This window comes from Rugamonas sp. DEMB1 (assembly GCF_029834475.1).
In the GTDB taxonomy this organism is placed as follows: Bacteria; Pseudomonadota; Gammaproteobacteria; order Burkholderiales; family Burkholderiaceae_D; genus Rugamonas; species Rugamonas rubra.
This window is the reverse complement of record NZ_CP122407.1, coordinates 6,395,050-6,409,539: the sequence shown is the minus strand read 5'-3', so window position 1 is coordinate 6,409,539 and position 14,490 is coordinate 6,395,050. Positions and strand designations below refer to the sequence as shown.

Sequence of the window (14,490 nt, the reverse complement as noted above, 5' to 3'; positions counted from 1 at the left end):
AAAGATATACGCTGGATCAAAGAAATGCGGAATAGACCGGCGGCCGGCCGGCTTTCCATCAACACAAATGGAAATGGTGCAATAATGATAAGCATCCAACACCAGGGGGGACGTCATGATGCAAGTGCTCAGCAAGCGGCAGGCGCGTTTCATCATCGGCATCGCCGTGGCCATCGGCACGGCCGGCTGCTCGGCCGCGCCGCCCAACCCGCCGCTCGCCACGCTCGGCGTGTTGTCCAGCGCGCCGGAACTGGTCAGCGGCGGCGACGCCCGCATCGAGGTCGAGGCGGCGGCGCCCGAGCTGCTCGAACAGATCGCCTTCCGCCTCAACGGCAAGCCCGTCGCGCCGGCCATGCTGCGGCACGGCAAACGGATGGAGGGCGTCGTCGGCGGCCTGGTCGACGGCAAGAACCTGCTCGAGGTGCGCCACACGCGGGGCGCGCGCGGCCACGACCTGCTCGACGCGATCACGCTGACCAACCATCCGATCAGCGGGCCGCTGTTCACCGGGCCGCAGCAGCAACCCTTCATCTGCCGCTCGCAGGAATCCGGCCTGGGCCAGCCGCTGGTCGACAACCACGACGGCGTCGGCCACCCCGTCTTCGATCCGGCCAGCGGCCAACTGCTCGGCCACAGCCGGAACTGCACCATTGCCAGCCGCATCGGCCACTTCTATTTCAACGGCGCCGCCTTCAAGCCCTTCGACCCGGCCACCGGCTACGCCAGCCCGCCGACCGACCTGGCCAGCACCACCGTCAACGGCGCCGCCGTGCCCTTCGTGGTGCGGGTCGAGGCGGGCGCGATCAACCGCTTCCTGTACACCATCGCCATGCTGGCCCCCGCGCCGGTGTTCGACCAGTCGGCCTGGAACCGCAAGCTGGTGTACTGGCTGCGCGGCGGCGTCGGCATCGGCCACCAGCAGGGCACGGCGATGTGGTTCAACAACGGCCTGAGCGGCTCCGAGCTGCAACTGATGCCGCGCATCCTGGCCCAGGGCTACGCCGTCGTCAGTTCCTCCGGCAACGAGGCCGGCGTGCACTACAACATGCGCCTGGCGGAGGAGACCGCCATGATGACGAAGGAGCATTTCATCGAGGCCTACGGCAAGCCGCGCTACACGCTGGGGCTGGGCGGCTCCGGCGGCGCGGTGCAGCAATACCTGTTCGCGCAGAACCGCCCCGGGCTGCTCGACGGCGGCATCCCCATCCAGTCCTTTCCGGACATGGTGACGCAGACCACGCCGATTGCCGACTGTCCGTTGCTGGGCCAGTATTTCAAGGACGCGGTGGCGCTCGACCCGGCCTCGCCGTGGGCGACCTGGAGCAGGCAGCGCTTGGTCGAGGGCATGAACGCCAGCGACACGGCGGTCAACGCCATCTCCGGCCAGCCGGGCGCGACCGAATGCATCAACGGCTGGCGGATGGCCATCCCGACCGTGCTGAACCCGTTGTACAAGGACGGCAGATACGCGCAGGCGGCGGCGTTCTACCACTACCCGCCCGGCGCGCTGGCGGACGTGAAGTGGACGCACTGGAACGACCTGGCCAACATCTACGGCAGCGACCGCCGGGGCCACGCGCCCAACACCATCGACAACGTGGGCGTGCAGTACGGCCTGGCTGCGCTGGCGCAGGGCCGGATCGAGGCCGACGAGTTCCTGCGCATCAACGCCTGCGTCGGCGGCTGGAAGGAGCAGGCCGACTTTGTCGCCTGGGACGAGAAGGGCGACCCCTTCGACGCCAACAACATGCGGCGCGGCACGGCCTGCCGCGATCCGGCCGGCATCCCGGCGCAGCGCCGCGCCGCCGACCTGTCGGCCATCGCCCAGGCCGTGGCGTCGGGCCACGTGTTCACCGGCCGGCGGCTGGACATGCCGCTGATCGACCTGCGCCCCTATCTCGAGGCGGAGCTGAACATGCACAACGCCCGCCAGTCCTTCTCGGCGCGCGCGCGCATGCTGGACGCCAACCCGGCGGCGGCGCGCAACCAGGTGATCTGGGTGACGGGCTCGACCAACAGCGCGCTGGCCGTGGTGATGCGGGCGATGGCGGTGATGGACCGCCACCTGGACGACGGCGCGGCGCCGGCCGAGTTCACCGACCAGTGCATCGGCGCCAACGGCGCCACCATCGCGGCGGGGCCGGCGGTGTGGGACGGCATCCTGAACCAGAACCCGGCGGGCGCCTGCGCCAGCACCTTCCCGATCTTTTCCAGTCCGCGCATGGTGGCCGGCGAGTCGATCAAGGGCGACGTCTTCAAGTGCGCGCTCAAGCCGCTGGCCACCGCGCTGGCCGACGGCACCTATGGCGCCGGCGCGCCGTTCACGGCCGGGCAGCAGGCGTGGCTGCGAAAAATCTTTCCGGACGGCGTGTGCGACTACGCGGCGGCGGGCTTACGCTAGGCTTAAAACTGGATGTGGAACATGCCCTTGGCCAGCAGCACGATCAGCACCACGTGGCAGAACACGCTGATGTGCAACAGGCGCGAGCGGCGCGCCGTGAAGATCTCGCACATGCGCCAGTAGCTGGCGATCAGAAAATGGCCGAACACGCTGAGGGCCAGACCGATCTTGATCATCAGCAGGATGGCGAAGGGATTGCCGGCCGGATGCGTCAGCTGCTCGCCGTAGTGGGCGGCCAGGCCGAAGCCGGCGCTGAACAGCGTGACGAGGACGATGGGCATCAGCCAGCGCACCCGCCGGCCGATGCCGCGCTCCACCGCGCGCATGGCCTCGGCCGGCACGTGCTTGCGCACGCCTTCGAGCACCAGCACTTCGAAAAACACGGTGCCAGCGAATATCAAGGCGCAAAACAGGTGGATCGTGAGCAGCACCGGATAGCTGGCGTTGGACATGGGGGTTTCCTTTTCGGCTACGACGGGGGAAGACAATCTCCCGCAGTCTGGATAAGAATGCTTATCGTGCGCGCATCATCCCAGCCGGCCGCGAAAACTCCAATGACAATTGTCAATTCCCCGGACCAATAAAAAGAATTCCTGCGGCGTCGGCGGCGGCGTCGGCAAATGCATGCGGCCGGCTGCCGGGCCGCCCGACTGTGGCACGGCTTCGCGCTATTTCCTCTTTTTCATTGACAATTAAATGAGAATGCTTATCATTCACGCTTTAAGTCAGCCAGCCATCTGTCCGCCACCCGCTCACGCGGTGAACCTGCGGAATGCCAGCCAATTCTTGTTTTATCTTGTCAATTGGGGAACAGATGGATATGCACGCACGCGCCCACCGGCGTCACAAGTTGGATAGTCTGGCGGTATGTGTGGGGCTCGCCATGCCCCTGGCCGCCCACGCACAAGTTGCCGAACAGGGCACGGCGGTACTGCCGCAGATTCAAGTCCACGCCGAAAAATTCGGCGCAAGCACCGAAGGCACCGGCTCCTACACGACCGGCAAGACCAAGACCGCCACGCCGCTGAGCATGTCGCTGCGCGATACGCCGCAGTCGGTGTCGGTGGTGACGCAGCAACGCATCGAGGACCAGGCCTGGTCTCGGTGACCGACGTCGTCAACAACGTGACCGGGGTGTCGGTGAACCAGTACGAAACCAACCGCGCCGGCTTCACCGCGCGCGGCTTCGATATCGACAACCTGCAAATCGACGGCATTCCCGCGACCTGGGACGCGGCGTGGAGCTCCGGCGAGGTCCAGGGCAGCCTGGCGATCTACGACCGGGTCGAGGTGGTGCGCGGCGCCACCGGCCTGATGACCGGTGCCGGCAATCCCTCGGCGGCGATCAACCTGGTGCGCAAACGGGCCAGCAGCAGGGAGTTGACGGGCTCGGCGGAGATCGGCGTCGGTCGCTGGGACGAGCGCCGCGCCTTGGTGGATCTGTCCACCCCGCTCAACCAGGCCGGCACGGTACGCGCGCGCGTGGTCGGCGAGTACCAGGCGGCGAATAGCTGGGTCGCGCTGCTGAAGAGCCAAAGCCAGACGCTGTACGCCACGGTCGAGGCGGACCTGACGCCGAAGACCGTGCTGTCGGCCGGTTTCCACCGCCAGACCACCGATCCGAAAGGGCCGATGTGGGGCGGCCTGCCCTACCGGTACACCGACGGCTCGAAGATCGACTGGGACCGCTCGAAGACCTCGGCCGCCGACTGGACCCGCTGGAACACGGCCTACGACAATTTCTTCGCCAACGTCGAACACGAGTTCGACAACGGCTGGAAGGTGCGCGCCAGCTACAGCCACGGCGACCGCGAGGCCGATTCCTATCTGCTGTATCTGTCGGGCGTGCCCGAGCGCCTGAGCGGCCTGGGCATGGGCGCGTTCGCCGGCTCGTACAAGACGCGCACCAAGCAGGACGACGTCGGCCTGCACGCCAGCGGCCCCTTCGAATTGGCCGGCCGCAAACACGAGGCCGCCTTTGGCTATATGCATTCCCGGCAGAAGTTCGAGACCGGCAGCCGCCCGGCCGATTTCGCCGGCGCGATACCGCCGGTCGGCGATTTCAACACCTGGAACGGCGCCGCCTACCCCGAGCCGACCTGGGGCGCGCCGGGCTTCTACGAAAGCAACGTCACCAAGCAGGACGCCCTGTACGGCGTGGCCCGCTTCTCGCTCGCCGATCCGCTCAAGGTGATACTCGGCGCCCGCCTGAGCAACTACGACAAGAGCGGCCACGGCATCTGGGCCGGCGAGTACGCGCTCAAGCACGACCGCGAAGTGACGCCGTATGCCGGCCTCGTCTACGACATCAACGACAACTATTCCGCCTATGCGAGCTATACCGACATCTTCCAGCCGCAGAACCTGAAGGACTTTGGCGGAAAGATCCTCGATCCCATCGTCGGCAAAAGTTACGAGGCGGGTCTCAAGGGCGAGTTATTCGACGGCCGCCTGAACGCGTCCTTCGCGCTGTTCCAGATCAAGCAGGGCAATCTTGGACAAGAGGCGGGTTTGGTCGATCGGGACGGCGCCGGGCCGTCGCTGCCCGAGGCCTACTACCGCGCCGCCAAGGGGGCGACCAGCAACGGCTTTGAGTTGGACATGTCGGGCGAGTTGGCGCGCGGCTGGAATGCCAGTGCCGGCTATACCCAGTACCATGCGGAAGATGCCGCCGGCGCCGATATCAACAGCGTCAACCCGCGCAAGCTCCTGCGTTTGTTCACCACCTACCGCTTGCCGGGGGAATGGACCGCCTTGACCGTTGGCGGCGGCGTCAATTGGGACGGCCGCACCTCCATGGCCACAAGCAACGGCAAGATCGAACAGGAGGCGTACAGCCTGGTGAACCTGATGGCCCGTTACGACTTCAGCAAGCAGCTTTCGGCGCAACTCAACATCGACAACCTGCTCGACAAGAAGCACTTTGGCATGTTTGCCGCGTACGGCACGATCACCTATGGCGCGCCACGCAGCGCGGCGCTGACGCTGAGGTATCGCTTCTAAAACTCGGCGGGCCGGCGGTGGCCGGGCGAGCTGGCGACGCCGGGATGCCCGCCGCCCCATGCCGGCCGCGCACGATGAATTTTCTCCAGAAAACCTTGCCTGTCGCGCCACGTGGGTTAGCATGATGGCATGTCTGCATTGAAGCTCAACCGCGATCCCACCCAAACCACCATCCTCGAAGCGGGCGGGCCGGGCCAGTCGCGCCTGATGGCCTTGACGATCCTGTGGCATCCCGACCTGGCCCGCGTCGGCGAGCAGGCCGCCGGCCCGGCCGCGAGCGGCAAGTGGCTCCTCAACCGGTTCGCCCCGGCGTTTTGCGCGGCCGGCCAACTGGCCGGCGCGCCGCTGGAGAGCAATGCCATCAGCCGCTCGGACCTGTGCCTGGAGCGCCACCCCGACGACAGCGCGACCCTGACGCCGCCGCACAGCAAGATGGCGGTGGAGGCCGACGGCGCCGCCTTGCACGGCGCGCTGCGGCTGGACGCATCGCAGATCGAGCGCGGCGTCGTGCTGCGGCTGGGCGGTGTGGTGTTCCTGTGCCTGCACTGGATGGGCGCGCTGCCGCGCCACAATCCGGTCGGTGGCCTGGTCGGCGTGAGCGGGCCGATGGTGCGCGCGCGCGAACTGATCCTCAACGCCGCGCGCCACGACCTGCCGGTGCTGCTGCAGGCCGAAAGCGGCTGCGGCAAGGAGCTGGCGGCGCGCGCCGTGCATGCCGGCAGCGCGCGCCGGGCGGCGCCGCTGGTGTCGGTGAACATGGCGGCGTTGTCGGAGTCGACCGCCGTGGCGGAGCTGTTCGGCGCCCTCCGGGGGGCCTATACGGGCGCGCACACGGGACGCCCCGGCCTGTTCGAGGAGGCCGGCGAAGGCACGCTCTTCATGGATGAAATCGGCAACACGCCGGAGGTGGTGCAGCCGATGCTGCTGCGTGTGCTGGAAACGGGGGAGTACCGCCCGCTGGGCGCCACCCGGGCGGCGCAGGCGCGCGCGCGCATCATTGCCGCCACCGACCAGCCGCTGGGCGCGGGGAGTTTCAACCAGCCCTTGCTGCGCCGGCTCGAAGCCTTTCCCATCAGCCTGGCGCCGCTGCGCGAGCGGCGCGAGGACATCGGCCTGCTGGTGCTGAACCTGCTGCCCGCGCCCAAGGCGGCCGGCGCGCCGGCGCTGCCGGCGTGGTTCCTCGACCATGTGTTCCGCTTCGACTGGCCAGGCAACGTGCGCCAGCTGCAACACGTGATCCGGCGCGCCAGCCTGCTGCTGGACGGCGGCGAGCTGACGGAGCTGTCCTTGATGGCGCAGGAGCTGTTCGTGCCGCGCGCCGCCGCCGCGCCGCCGCCCGAGGCCGGCGCGCCGCCGGCGCCGGCGCCGGCGCCGGCGCGCCCGAGGCCCAGCCAGCTCGGCGACGATCGGGTCAGCGCCGCCCTGGAAGGGGCCGGCTGGTGCGTCAAGCACGCCGCCCGGGCGCTGGAGATTTCCCGCCCCAGCCTGTACGGGCTGATGCGCAAGAACGCCGTCTTCGCCGCCCGCCTGGCCGCCCTCGATGGCGCGGCGCTGGCGGCGGCGCGGGCCGACCCGGACCAGCACGCCGCGCGCCTGCGCGTGCCGGCCGAGCTGCTGCGCGCCTACCTGCGCGCGCGCGCCGGCTGATGCCTCAGCTGTTCATGCCGTTGCCCACTTCCGTCTCGGGGTCGTAGGTGAACACGCGCAAGGTGCGCGCCCCGGACCTCTCGTCGACGATCTGCACGGTCAGCACAAAGCTCATTTCCCAGCGGTGCAGGAAAGCCTGGCCGGCCGCTGCGCCGGCCACGGTGAGCGGCTGGGCCGAGCGGTAGGCACGGCCGAAATAGAGCAGGCCGGCGGCGTCGGGCGTCGCCCGCTCCGGCTGGAAATCGGTCACCGTGACCACGGCGGCCACCAAGCCGTGGGGCGCCTCGAACGGCGAGGGCGGCGCGAATTGGCGGCCAAGGTTGCGCGTGAGATCGTAGGCGTGCGGGCGCGTCACGATGCAGCATTGCACGATGGAGAAGCCCAGGCTCTGCGACAAGGTTTCCTCCACGGTTCCACCGGTGACCAGCACGTCGACCTGCGTGCCCGGGTCGAACCACATGCCGCCGGCGTGCGGACCGTGGCTGTGGCGGGCATTGTGGCCGTCCTCGACGGCGTGCCAGCTCAACTGCTGGTTGCGCTGTTGGTAGTCGAAGCTCAGCGATATCGTGGCGTGCTGCGCGGCGGTTGTCATGGATCACTCCTTCAGGGTGGTGAGGTGTTGGAAGCGCGCATCGCGGCGCAGGGCGAGCAGGTCCGGCTCGAGTTGGATCAAATGCAAAGAATATCCGAATTGTAATGCCAATTTGATATTTTCCAACGCCGCCGCGCGTTCCCCCTCCAGCTCGTAGGCCACGGCCAGGCGGAAGGCGGCGTCGCCGTCGCGCACCGGCAGGGCGCGCGCGCGCGCCAGCGCGGCCTGCGCCTGGGCGTGCTCGCCGCCGCGGGCGGCGAACAAGGCGGTGCGGGAGAGATGGGTCAGGTTGTCCGGCGCGCGGGCGAGGACGGGCGCGAGCAGTTGCAGCGCGCGCCGGTAGCTGTGGAGCGCGGCGGCGCGCTGGTCCGGCAGCCAGCGCTGGGCGTCGGCCAGATTGGCCCAGCGCAGGAAATGGTTGGGGCTGCCGTGCGGCCCCTCCACGGCATGCCGGAAGGCGGCCGCCGCGCCGGCGAAGTCGCCCTTCTGGTAGAGCGCGTTGCCCAGGTTGGTGTACAGCCGTCCCGCCGGGCGGATGCGCAGGCCGCGTTGCAGCATTTCCAGCGCCTCGTCTTCGCGGCCCTGCCGCAGCAGGGCCGCGTTCAGGTTGGCGTAGGCGAACACGGCGTCCGCTTGCAGTTGTATGCTGACGCGAAACATCTCCTCGGCGAGCTTGTATTGGCCCTGGGTGTAGTAGATGAAGCCGAGCAGGTCGCTGAACAGGCGGTCGCCCGGGTAGCGCGCGCGCGCCGCCTGCGCCGCCGCCAGCGCGGCGGCGTCGTGGCGGCGCGCCTGCAGCACCCGCACCCGGCCGTTGAGGGCGTAGGGGTCGGCCGGGTCCAGCCGCAGGGCGAGGTCGAAGGCGCGCTGCGCGCCGTCCAGGTCGCCGCGCAGCTCGCGCACCCAGCCTTGGGCGGCGTGGGCGATGGCCAGCTGGTCGTCGTCGCGCACGGCGGCCTCGGCGCTCGATTGCGCCAGCAGCAGCAAGGCCTCGTCGTGGCCGTCGTTGACATGCTTGAAGCAATACGCCAGCGCCAGCCACGCCTTCAGCGCATGGTTGGGCTGGGGCTGCTCCAACGCCGTCTTGAAGTGGCCGATGGCGGCGTCGATGGCGCCGTCGCGGTCGTACTGGCGCAGCGCGGCGACGCCGGCGCCCAGCACGTCCTGTTCGACGGCGCGCGCCGGCGCCGCCACGGGCGGCCGGGTCCATTGCCACAGCGCCGCCGTGGCCAGCAGGGCCGCCAACAACAGGGCGCCCGGCGGTAGGCGCCGGCGCAGCCAGACCGGCGCGCGGCGCCACCGCGCCGTGGCGTCGGCGGGCGCGGGGGCGGACGCGGGCGCTGGGGCGGATGCGGCTGCGGGGACGAGCGCGGACGCCGGTGCCGGTGCCGGTGCCGGTGCCGGTGCGGGGGCGGGCGCGGGTGCGGAAGCGGGCGCGGGCAGGCTGGGCAGCGTTTCCGTCGCCAGCGCCGCGCGGTGCGCCTGCAGCAGCGGCAGCATCTCGTCCAGGCTGGCGGCGCGGCGCGCCTTGAGCGGCTGGGCCATCATGCCGATCACCTTGCGCAGGGCGGCGGGCAGCGTGTCCGGATAGGTCCAGCCCAGCTCCTGCCCGGACAGCATGGCCCGGTACACCTGCATGGCGTCCTGGCCGTCGTAGGGCTTGCGTCCGGTGGCCAGCTCGTAGAACACCAGGCCCAGCGCGTAGATGTCGGACTGGGCGTCCACCGTCTGGCCCAGCAGGTTTTCCGGCGCCGCGTAGCCCAGCGTCCCCGCCGTGGGGCCGATGGCGTCCACCGTGGCGGCCGGATCGATGTGGCGCGCGATGCCGAAGTCGAGCAGGCGCAGCCGTGCCGAGCGGTCGAGCATGAAGTTGGCCGGCTTGATGTCGCCGTGCAGCATGCCGGCGGCATGGATGGCCATCACCGCCTCGCAGGCCTGGACCATCAGTTCGGCCAAGCGCAGCGGCGGCTGGGGCGGCCCGGCCAGGTAGGTGGCCAGGTCGCCGCCGTCGATCCACTCCATGACGAGCCAGGACTGGCCCGCCTCCTCCACCAGCGCGTGAATGGGGATGATGCCGGGATGGCGCACGGCGGCGGCGCGGCGCGCCTCGCGCAGCAGGTCCGCGCCGCGCTGGGCGCTGCCGGGCTTGAGGCATTTGATCGCCACGTCGCGCCTGAGCTGTTCGTCCCAGGCGCGGTAGACGCTGCCGTGGCCGCCGTCGCCCAGGGTGGCGGTGATGCGGTACTGGCCGCAGATGAGGCGGCCGGTGTGGCTGGGGTGCTCGGTGTGCAAGGGGGGCATCCAGATAGCTGAGAGAGAATGCAAAATTTAACATAGTCACAAGCTTGGGGAAACGCACCCGACCTGCACGGCTCAAGCGAACCAGTCCTCCTTGCGGCTCTCTTCCACGGCGCGCAGGCTCAATTCCAGCGTCACGGCGGCCATCAGGCAGGACAGCGCGTGGGGCTGGCCGGGTCCGGGCGGGTGCCGCAGCGCGCGTTCGAAGGCGGCCGGCTGCACCAGGCCCAGCTCGGCCAGGCGCGCGTCCCGCGCCAGCGCGGCCAGCGCCGTGTTGCCGCCCAGCGCGCTGTGCAGCACGTCGAGGAAATTTTCCGGCACGGCGGGACGGTAGACCCAGCCCGGCAGTCCGGCCCGGCGCAGGCAGTGGCGCTGCAGGGCGCGGTCGCGCCGCCAACAGGCCGGCAGGGCGCGGCACAACTGGACCAGTTCCGGCACGGCGTATGGATAGAGCGGCCAGATTCCTTCGCGCAGATACAGCGTGGCGCCGGCGCGCAGGCCGCCGTACACGCTGTCGAAGGCGACGCCGGCCGGGGCCGGGTCCAAGCCGGCCGTGCGGGCCGCCTCGACCGCCGGCGCCGTCATCCAGGCGTGGGCGGGCGCCTCGTCGGCCGGCGCCGCCGGCGGCGTGTCCAGTTCGTCCCACTGCAGGGCCGCCAGCTCGTCGCCGCCGATGCCGCTGACCATGCACAGGTCGCCGTTGGCGCGGGCGCGCCGCATCAGCGCGCCGAAGGCCTCGTGGTAGAACTCGCCCCAGGGCACCACCGGGTCGGCGGCCAGCCGCCAGCTGCGCGCGAAGGGCAGATGCTCGATCGCGGCCACGGCCGTGTCGCGCGCGCCGCAGGCGCGCCGCAGCCGCTCGCGCCGGCGTTGCTGCGCCCGGCCCGCGCGGCCGGGCATCAACAGCCCGTAGGTGGCAAGGGGCCGGGGGCCGTGCCGCGCCGCGATCAGGCTCAGCAGGGCGCTGTCGATGCCGCCGCTGAGCTGGCAGGCCATGCGCGTGCCGCGCATGTCGTGGCGGCGCAGGATGGCCGCCAGCAGCGTTTCGAACGCGGCGGGGACGTCCGCCGCGGCGAGCGTGGCGCGGGCCTGGCCCCACCGGCGCGGCGGCGGGTAGGCCAGCTCCAGCCGTGCGCCGCCGCGCCAGCACGCGCTGGCCCGCTCGGTCAACATGCCGATCTCGCGGAACAGCGTGGTGCGCGAGCAGGGCGTGCCGGAGGCGTACAGCATCGCGGCCGCCTGCTCGTGGCGAATCGCCCCCGGCGTGAGGTAGGGATAGAGACGCGCCGCGTCCCAGTGGGCGTAGAGCGTGTCGTCGCGCGTGAGCAGGCACAGCGGCGCGCCGGCCGGCTCGCCGGCGTGGAGCGCCACCTGCCCGTCGCCGCGCGCGTCGACCAGCAGTATCAGTTGGTCGAGCGGCCAGCCGCGCAACGCCGCCAGCGCGGCATCGAACTGCCGCGCCGGCAGGCGCGCGCGGGGCGCGGGCGCGGCCGCGCCGGTCCAGCGTTCGCGCACCACGAAACAGGAGCGCTCGCCGTCTTCCAGCATGAAATGCTCCAGCGCCGGGTGCGCCCAGGGGGCGATGCGGCTGGCGCCGGCTTGCCAGCCGTCCGCGGCGGGCAGCCAGCGGCGAGCCACATCGCGCCGGTGGATCCGCAGGCTCAGCATCGCGGCCGCCCCGTCTTGCCGTGGTCATCGTGGTGCATGATCTCTCCTTGCATGGTTGGGGCGCGCCGCGCGCCGTGCTGCCGCTACCGTTGGATCGGGGCCGGGGGCTTGTGCGCGCCGCGCGCCCCGTCGCCGCCGCCGTATGGCTTTTGCGGCAGCGGGGGCGGCGCCGGATGGGTGGCCGCGTGCAGGGGGCGGGGCGGCTGGCCGTCGTCGCAAGCGTCGAACAGGAGCGCGGCAAGTTCGGGCAGTTCCCGGCCGCGCTGGGTGTACAGGTTCATGGTGTGTATCCTTTTCTAGAATGGCAAGGGCGCGTGGCCGCCTGCCGTGTCGGGGAAGACGAGGCGCCAGACGGGCGTCTGGCGCCGGCGTTGCGCCATCACTTGGGCGGGGTCTTGTCCTTCAATTTGCTCGGCGTGGGCTGCTTGGGCGGGGTGGTGCGGCCGCGCTGGTCGTCCGGCGACCGGCCGCCGCCGCCATTGCCGAGGCGATCGCGGGTGGCGGGATTGACGGCCGATTGGGTCGTGGTGGTATTGTTGCTTTGCATGATCATTTCCTTTCGAGGTAGTTACATGAGTTCCGGCACGAGCTCGCTGCCGGCGTTGGCGTAGGCCACCATGTCGAGCACGGTGTAGGCGCGCGAGGTCTTGCTGCGTGCAAATTGCCGGATCAGGCTGTAACACTGCCGGGCCAGCTCGGGCGGCAGGAAGCGCAGCACCGGCACCAGGCGGTCGTTGTCGATGACCGCCCAGCGCTTGACGCTGCCCACCGATTTCACCCATTCGGCCAGCTTGTTCTCGCTCATGGCCACGCTGGTTGCACCGCCCAGCGCGTGGATGGCCTGCTTGCGCAGTTCCTGGATCTGCTCATACTTTTCCAGGTTTTCCACGCGCGAGCCGAAACCCATGTCGGCGCTGACGCGGCCGCTGCCGGTTTCAACGTCCGCCTTGGCGGCCAGTCCCATTTCAACCAGCATCTGGTCCTGCTCGATGCTGCGCTTGTACTCGATCTCCAGGCTGCGCGACCACTTGCCGCCCAGCGTCACCTCGCAGGGGAAGAAGTAGCCGAAACGGCGCAGCACGTCACGGTGCAGCATCTCGTACTGCGCCTCGCGGTCATGGCTGGCGTGCAGCAGTTTCTCGACGGCGGCCTTGAACTGCGGCGCGCAGCCGAGATCCTCCTCCGGCTCGAAGGCCAGCGTCACCTTGGGCACCAGCGTTTGCTCCAGCAGGTAGATTTTCTGGTGCTCCTCCTGCTTCAGAGATTCTTTCTGGAAGCGGAAGGTGTTCTCGATGCCGAAGCCCTCAAAGGCGGCGGAGCGGTGGGCGGACAGGACACAACGATCACGCAGTTCATGCAGCGTGCGCGAGAAGGTGGCCGACGTTTCCGAGTGCACGCTGGCGGCAAAGCTGCTCGCGCGCGGGGCGCTCTGGGGGTTCAGGTAACGCACCGGCGCATCGGTGGAGCGGCGCGCCAGGTTGCTGTGGTCTTCCCCCACGCCCGGTTCGAAGCGCAGCCCGCGGTTCAGGCCGAGCGCGGTGTACACCGCCTGCACGGCCTTGAGCGGCAGCAGGCTGAAGGCCACCGGATTCTCCGCCGTCGCTTCGCCCAGGCGGGTGAGCAGCTCGTCCCATTGCTGGCGCGTGGCGTCGCCCGCCTGCAGCCCCCATTCGATGTTGACGGGCGTGGTGTCGGGCACGGTGCCGGTTGTTTGCTCAGTCATCAGAAGCTCCTTGGAATGTTCTGGTTGCGGTCAAGGACGACGAAACGCACGTTGAGCTTGCCGAGGAGGGCGTTGTTGCGGTCCGCTTCCTTCTGCACGGTGATGGTTTCGAAACTCTGGCTGGAGGTGCCCTCGGGCCAGATCACCCCGTAGCGCACCTGGGCCGGCGCGGCGGCGTCGATCCGCTCCGCCGAGGCGGCGCCCACCTGGTCCGTCGAGGCGGCGTGCGCCTGGAACGCCATGGCGGAGCGCGGCGTATGCGTCGGCTGTGGCGGCGAGGAAGGGCGCGGATTGCGCGCGTTGTACACCATGCTCGTGATCGGGTCGAGGAACTGCTGCACCTCCCATGCCTTGATGTCGCAGAACTGCTGCGACTTGAGCGCTTTGACGTCCTGCAGGTCGGCGATCTTGTTCTTCATGCGCTGCACGGTGATGAGCTGCTTGTCGTTCTGGCAGCAGCGCACGGTGGAGGTGCGGTTGCCGTTCTCGTCGGGCTTGCCGACGGCGTACAAGGCCGTCGCCAGGTCGGTGTCGCCGGTGCGCAGGCTGTAGCCGAACCCCACTTGGCAGTTGCACTGCACGTCCACCATGATGGCCGCGTCCGCGCTGACGGCCACGAGGTAGGGCAGGGTGTCGTCCGGCGCGGCCTCGAGGACGGCGTCGGTGAACATGTGCAGTGCCGCGCCCTCGTTGCGGCGCCGGGCCTCGTCGTCGCTGTCGTTGAGGCGAAAGCGCACGCGCATGTTGTGGTTGACTTCGAAGAAGTCGGCGGGTTTGCCGATGATTCCGTTGACCATGGCGGCCTCCTTACAGGGAGATGTCGTACGACAGCGTGGTGCCGCGCACGGAGAAGGTGGCGGTCTGGCCGTTGGGGGCGTAGCGCACGGGCGGGCCCTGGCGCGTCGCGCCCAGCACCACCATCACCTGCGGACGCACGGGCTGGCCGATTTCCAGTGGGCGGTCGCCGAACTTGAGGTCGGCCAGGTCGACCTGGTGCGACTGGTTGATCGGGAAATTGCTGGTTTCGCCGTCTTCGCGGCCGTCGTTGTCGAGCACGCTGAAGCACATGACAAAACCGGCGTTGTTGACACAGCGGATGTATTGGACGTGCAGGACGTTGGCGCCGTTTTCGGATGTAGACATGATGACTCCTTGAAA

Annotated in this window: 13 protein-coding genes; 4 read left to right on the top strand and 9 right to left on the bottom strand. The window is 69.6% G+C overall.

Annotated elements, in window-relative coordinates:
- Window positions 1-115 precede the first annotated feature (115 nt).
- A complete protein-coding gene (locus tag QC826_RS29535; RefSeq protein ID WP_279763598.1) occupies window positions 116-2,401 on the top strand; it encodes a DUF6351 family protein in 2,286 nt (761 codons plus the stop codon).
- A gap of 2 nt (window positions 2,402-2,403) precedes the next feature.
- Here the strand turns inward: QC826_RS29535 and QC826_RS29530 are convergent, their stop codons facing one another.
- Window positions 2,404-2,853 carry a CopD family copper resistance protein gene (locus tag QC826_RS29530; protein WP_279763597.1) on the bottom strand — a complete coding sequence of 150 codons (450 nt, stop codon included), beginning with the start codon at window positions 2,851-2,853 and terminating at the stop codon, window positions 2,404-2,406.
- 419 nt (window positions 2,854-3,272) lie between these two features.
- Here QC826_RS29530 and QC826_RS29525 point away from each other — a divergent pair, with 419 nt between their 5' ends.
- The 3 genes from QC826_RS29525 (at window position 3,273) to QC826_RS29515 (ending at window position 7,051) form a co-directional block, all read left to right on the top strand.
- Window positions 3,273-3,509, top strand: coding sequence for a hypothetical protein (locus QC826_RS29525; protein WP_279763596.1), 237 nt, complete (start codon window positions 3,273-3,275; stop codon window positions 3,507-3,509).
- Window positions 3,506-5,404: a TonB-dependent siderophore receptor gene (locus tag QC826_RS29520; protein WP_279763595.1), complete on the top strand. Its 1,899-nt coding sequence runs from the start codon at window positions 3,506-3,508 to the stop codon at window positions 5,402-5,404. Before QC826_RS29525 ends, QC826_RS29520 begins: the two co-directional genes overlap by 4 nt.
- 129 nt (window positions 5,405-5,533) lie before the next feature.
- The gene (locus tag QC826_RS29515; RefSeq protein WP_279763594.1) at window positions 5,534-7,051 is read left to right on the top strand and encodes a sigma 54-interacting transcriptional regulator; all 1,518 of its coding nucleotides are present in this window, start codon (window positions 5,534-5,536) and stop codon (window positions 7,049-7,051) included.
- A gap of 4 nt (window positions 7,052-7,055) precedes the next feature.
- On the opposite strand, the gene QC826_RS29510 is transcribed toward QC826_RS29515, so the two are convergent.
- The 8 genes from QC826_RS29510 to QC826_RS29475 all read right to left on the bottom strand — a co-directional run bounded on the left by QC826_RS29510 (window position 7,056) and on the right by QC826_RS29475 (window position 14,475).
- Window positions 7,056-7,643: a hypothetical protein gene (locus QC826_RS29510; RefSeq protein ID WP_279763593.1), complete on the bottom strand. Its 588-nt coding sequence runs from the start codon at window positions 7,641-7,643 to the stop codon at window positions 7,056-7,058.
- 3 nt (window positions 7,644-7,646) lie between these two features.
- On the bottom strand, window positions 7,647-9,935 hold the full coding sequence (locus QC826_RS29505) for a serine/threonine-protein kinase (RefSeq protein ID WP_279763592.1): 2,289 nt from the start codon (window positions 9,933-9,935) through the stop codon (window positions 7,647-7,649).
- An 81-nt stretch (window positions 9,936-10,016) separates the two neighbouring features.
- Window positions 10,017-11,609 (bottom strand): asparagine synthase-related protein, encoded by a 1,593-nt coding sequence (locus QC826_RS29500; protein WP_279763591.1) that lies wholly within the window; start codon window positions 11,607-11,609, stop codon window positions 10,017-10,019.
- Between the two features lie 83 nt (window positions 11,610-11,692).
- Complete coding sequence (locus QC826_RS29495; RefSeq protein WP_279763590.1) at window positions 11,693-11,890, bottom strand: hypothetical protein; 198 nt, start codon at window positions 11,888-11,890, stop codon at window positions 11,693-11,695.
- A gap of 98 nt (window positions 11,891-11,988) precedes the next feature.
- Window positions 11,989-12,156: a hypothetical protein gene (locus QC826_RS29490; protein WP_279763589.1), complete on the bottom strand. Its 168-nt coding sequence runs from the start codon at window positions 12,154-12,156 to the stop codon at window positions 11,989-11,991.
- Window positions 12,157-12,177: 21 nt separating this feature from the next.
- Window positions 12,178-13,332, bottom strand: coding sequence for an MAC/perforin domain-containing protein (locus QC826_RS29485; RefSeq protein WP_279763588.1), 1,155 nt, complete (start codon window positions 13,330-13,332; stop codon window positions 12,178-12,180).
- Complete coding sequence (locus QC826_RS29480; protein WP_279763587.1) at window positions 13,332-14,129, bottom strand: hypothetical protein; 798 nt, start codon at window positions 14,127-14,129, stop codon at window positions 13,332-13,334. Before QC826_RS29480 ends, QC826_RS29485 begins: the two co-directional genes overlap by 1 nt.
- 10 nt (window positions 14,130-14,139) lie before the next feature.
- Window positions 14,140-14,475 (bottom strand): hypothetical protein, encoded by a 336-nt coding sequence (locus tag QC826_RS29475; RefSeq protein ID WP_279763585.1) that lies wholly within the window; start codon window positions 14,473-14,475, stop codon window positions 14,140-14,142.
- Window positions 14,476-14,490 lie beyond the last annotated feature (15 nt).

Coding starts and splice junctions, on each gene's coding strand:
- QC826_RS29475 (WP_279763585.1), bottom strand. CDS start 14,475: ATGTCTACATCCGAAAACGGCGCCAACGTCCTGCACGTCCAATACATC.
- QC826_RS29530 (WP_279763597.1), bottom strand. CDS start 2,853: ATGTCCAACGCCAGCTATCCGGTGCTGCTCACGATCCACCTGTTTTGC.
- QC826_RS29510 (WP_279763593.1), bottom strand. CDS start 7,643: ATGACAACCGCCGCGCAGCACGCCACGATATCGCTGAGCTTCGACTAC.
- QC826_RS29500 (WP_279763591.1), bottom strand. CDS start 11,609: ATGCTGAGCCTGCGGATCCACCGGCGCGATGTGGCTCGCCGCTGGCTG.
- QC826_RS29490 (WP_279763589.1), bottom strand. CDS start 12,156: ATGCAAAGCAACAATACCACCACGACCCAATCGGCCGTCAATCCCGCC.
- QC826_RS29480 (WP_279763587.1), bottom strand. CDS start 14,129: ATGGTCAACGGAATCATCGGCAAACCCGCCGACTTCTTCGAAGTCAAC.
- QC826_RS29515 (WP_279763594.1), top strand. CDS start 5,534: ATGTCTGCATTGAAGCTCAACCGCGATCCCACCCAAACCACCATCCTC.
- QC826_RS29485 (WP_279763588.1), bottom strand. CDS start 13,332: ATGACTGAGCAAACAACCGGCACCGTGCCCGACACCACGCCCGTCAAC.
- QC826_RS29495 (WP_279763590.1), bottom strand. CDS start 11,890: ATGAACCTGTACACCCAGCGCGGCCGGGAACTGCCCGAACTTGCCGCG.
- QC826_RS29535 (WP_279763598.1), top strand. CDS start 116: ATGATGCAAGTGCTCAGCAAGCGGCAGGCGCGTTTCATCATCGGCATC.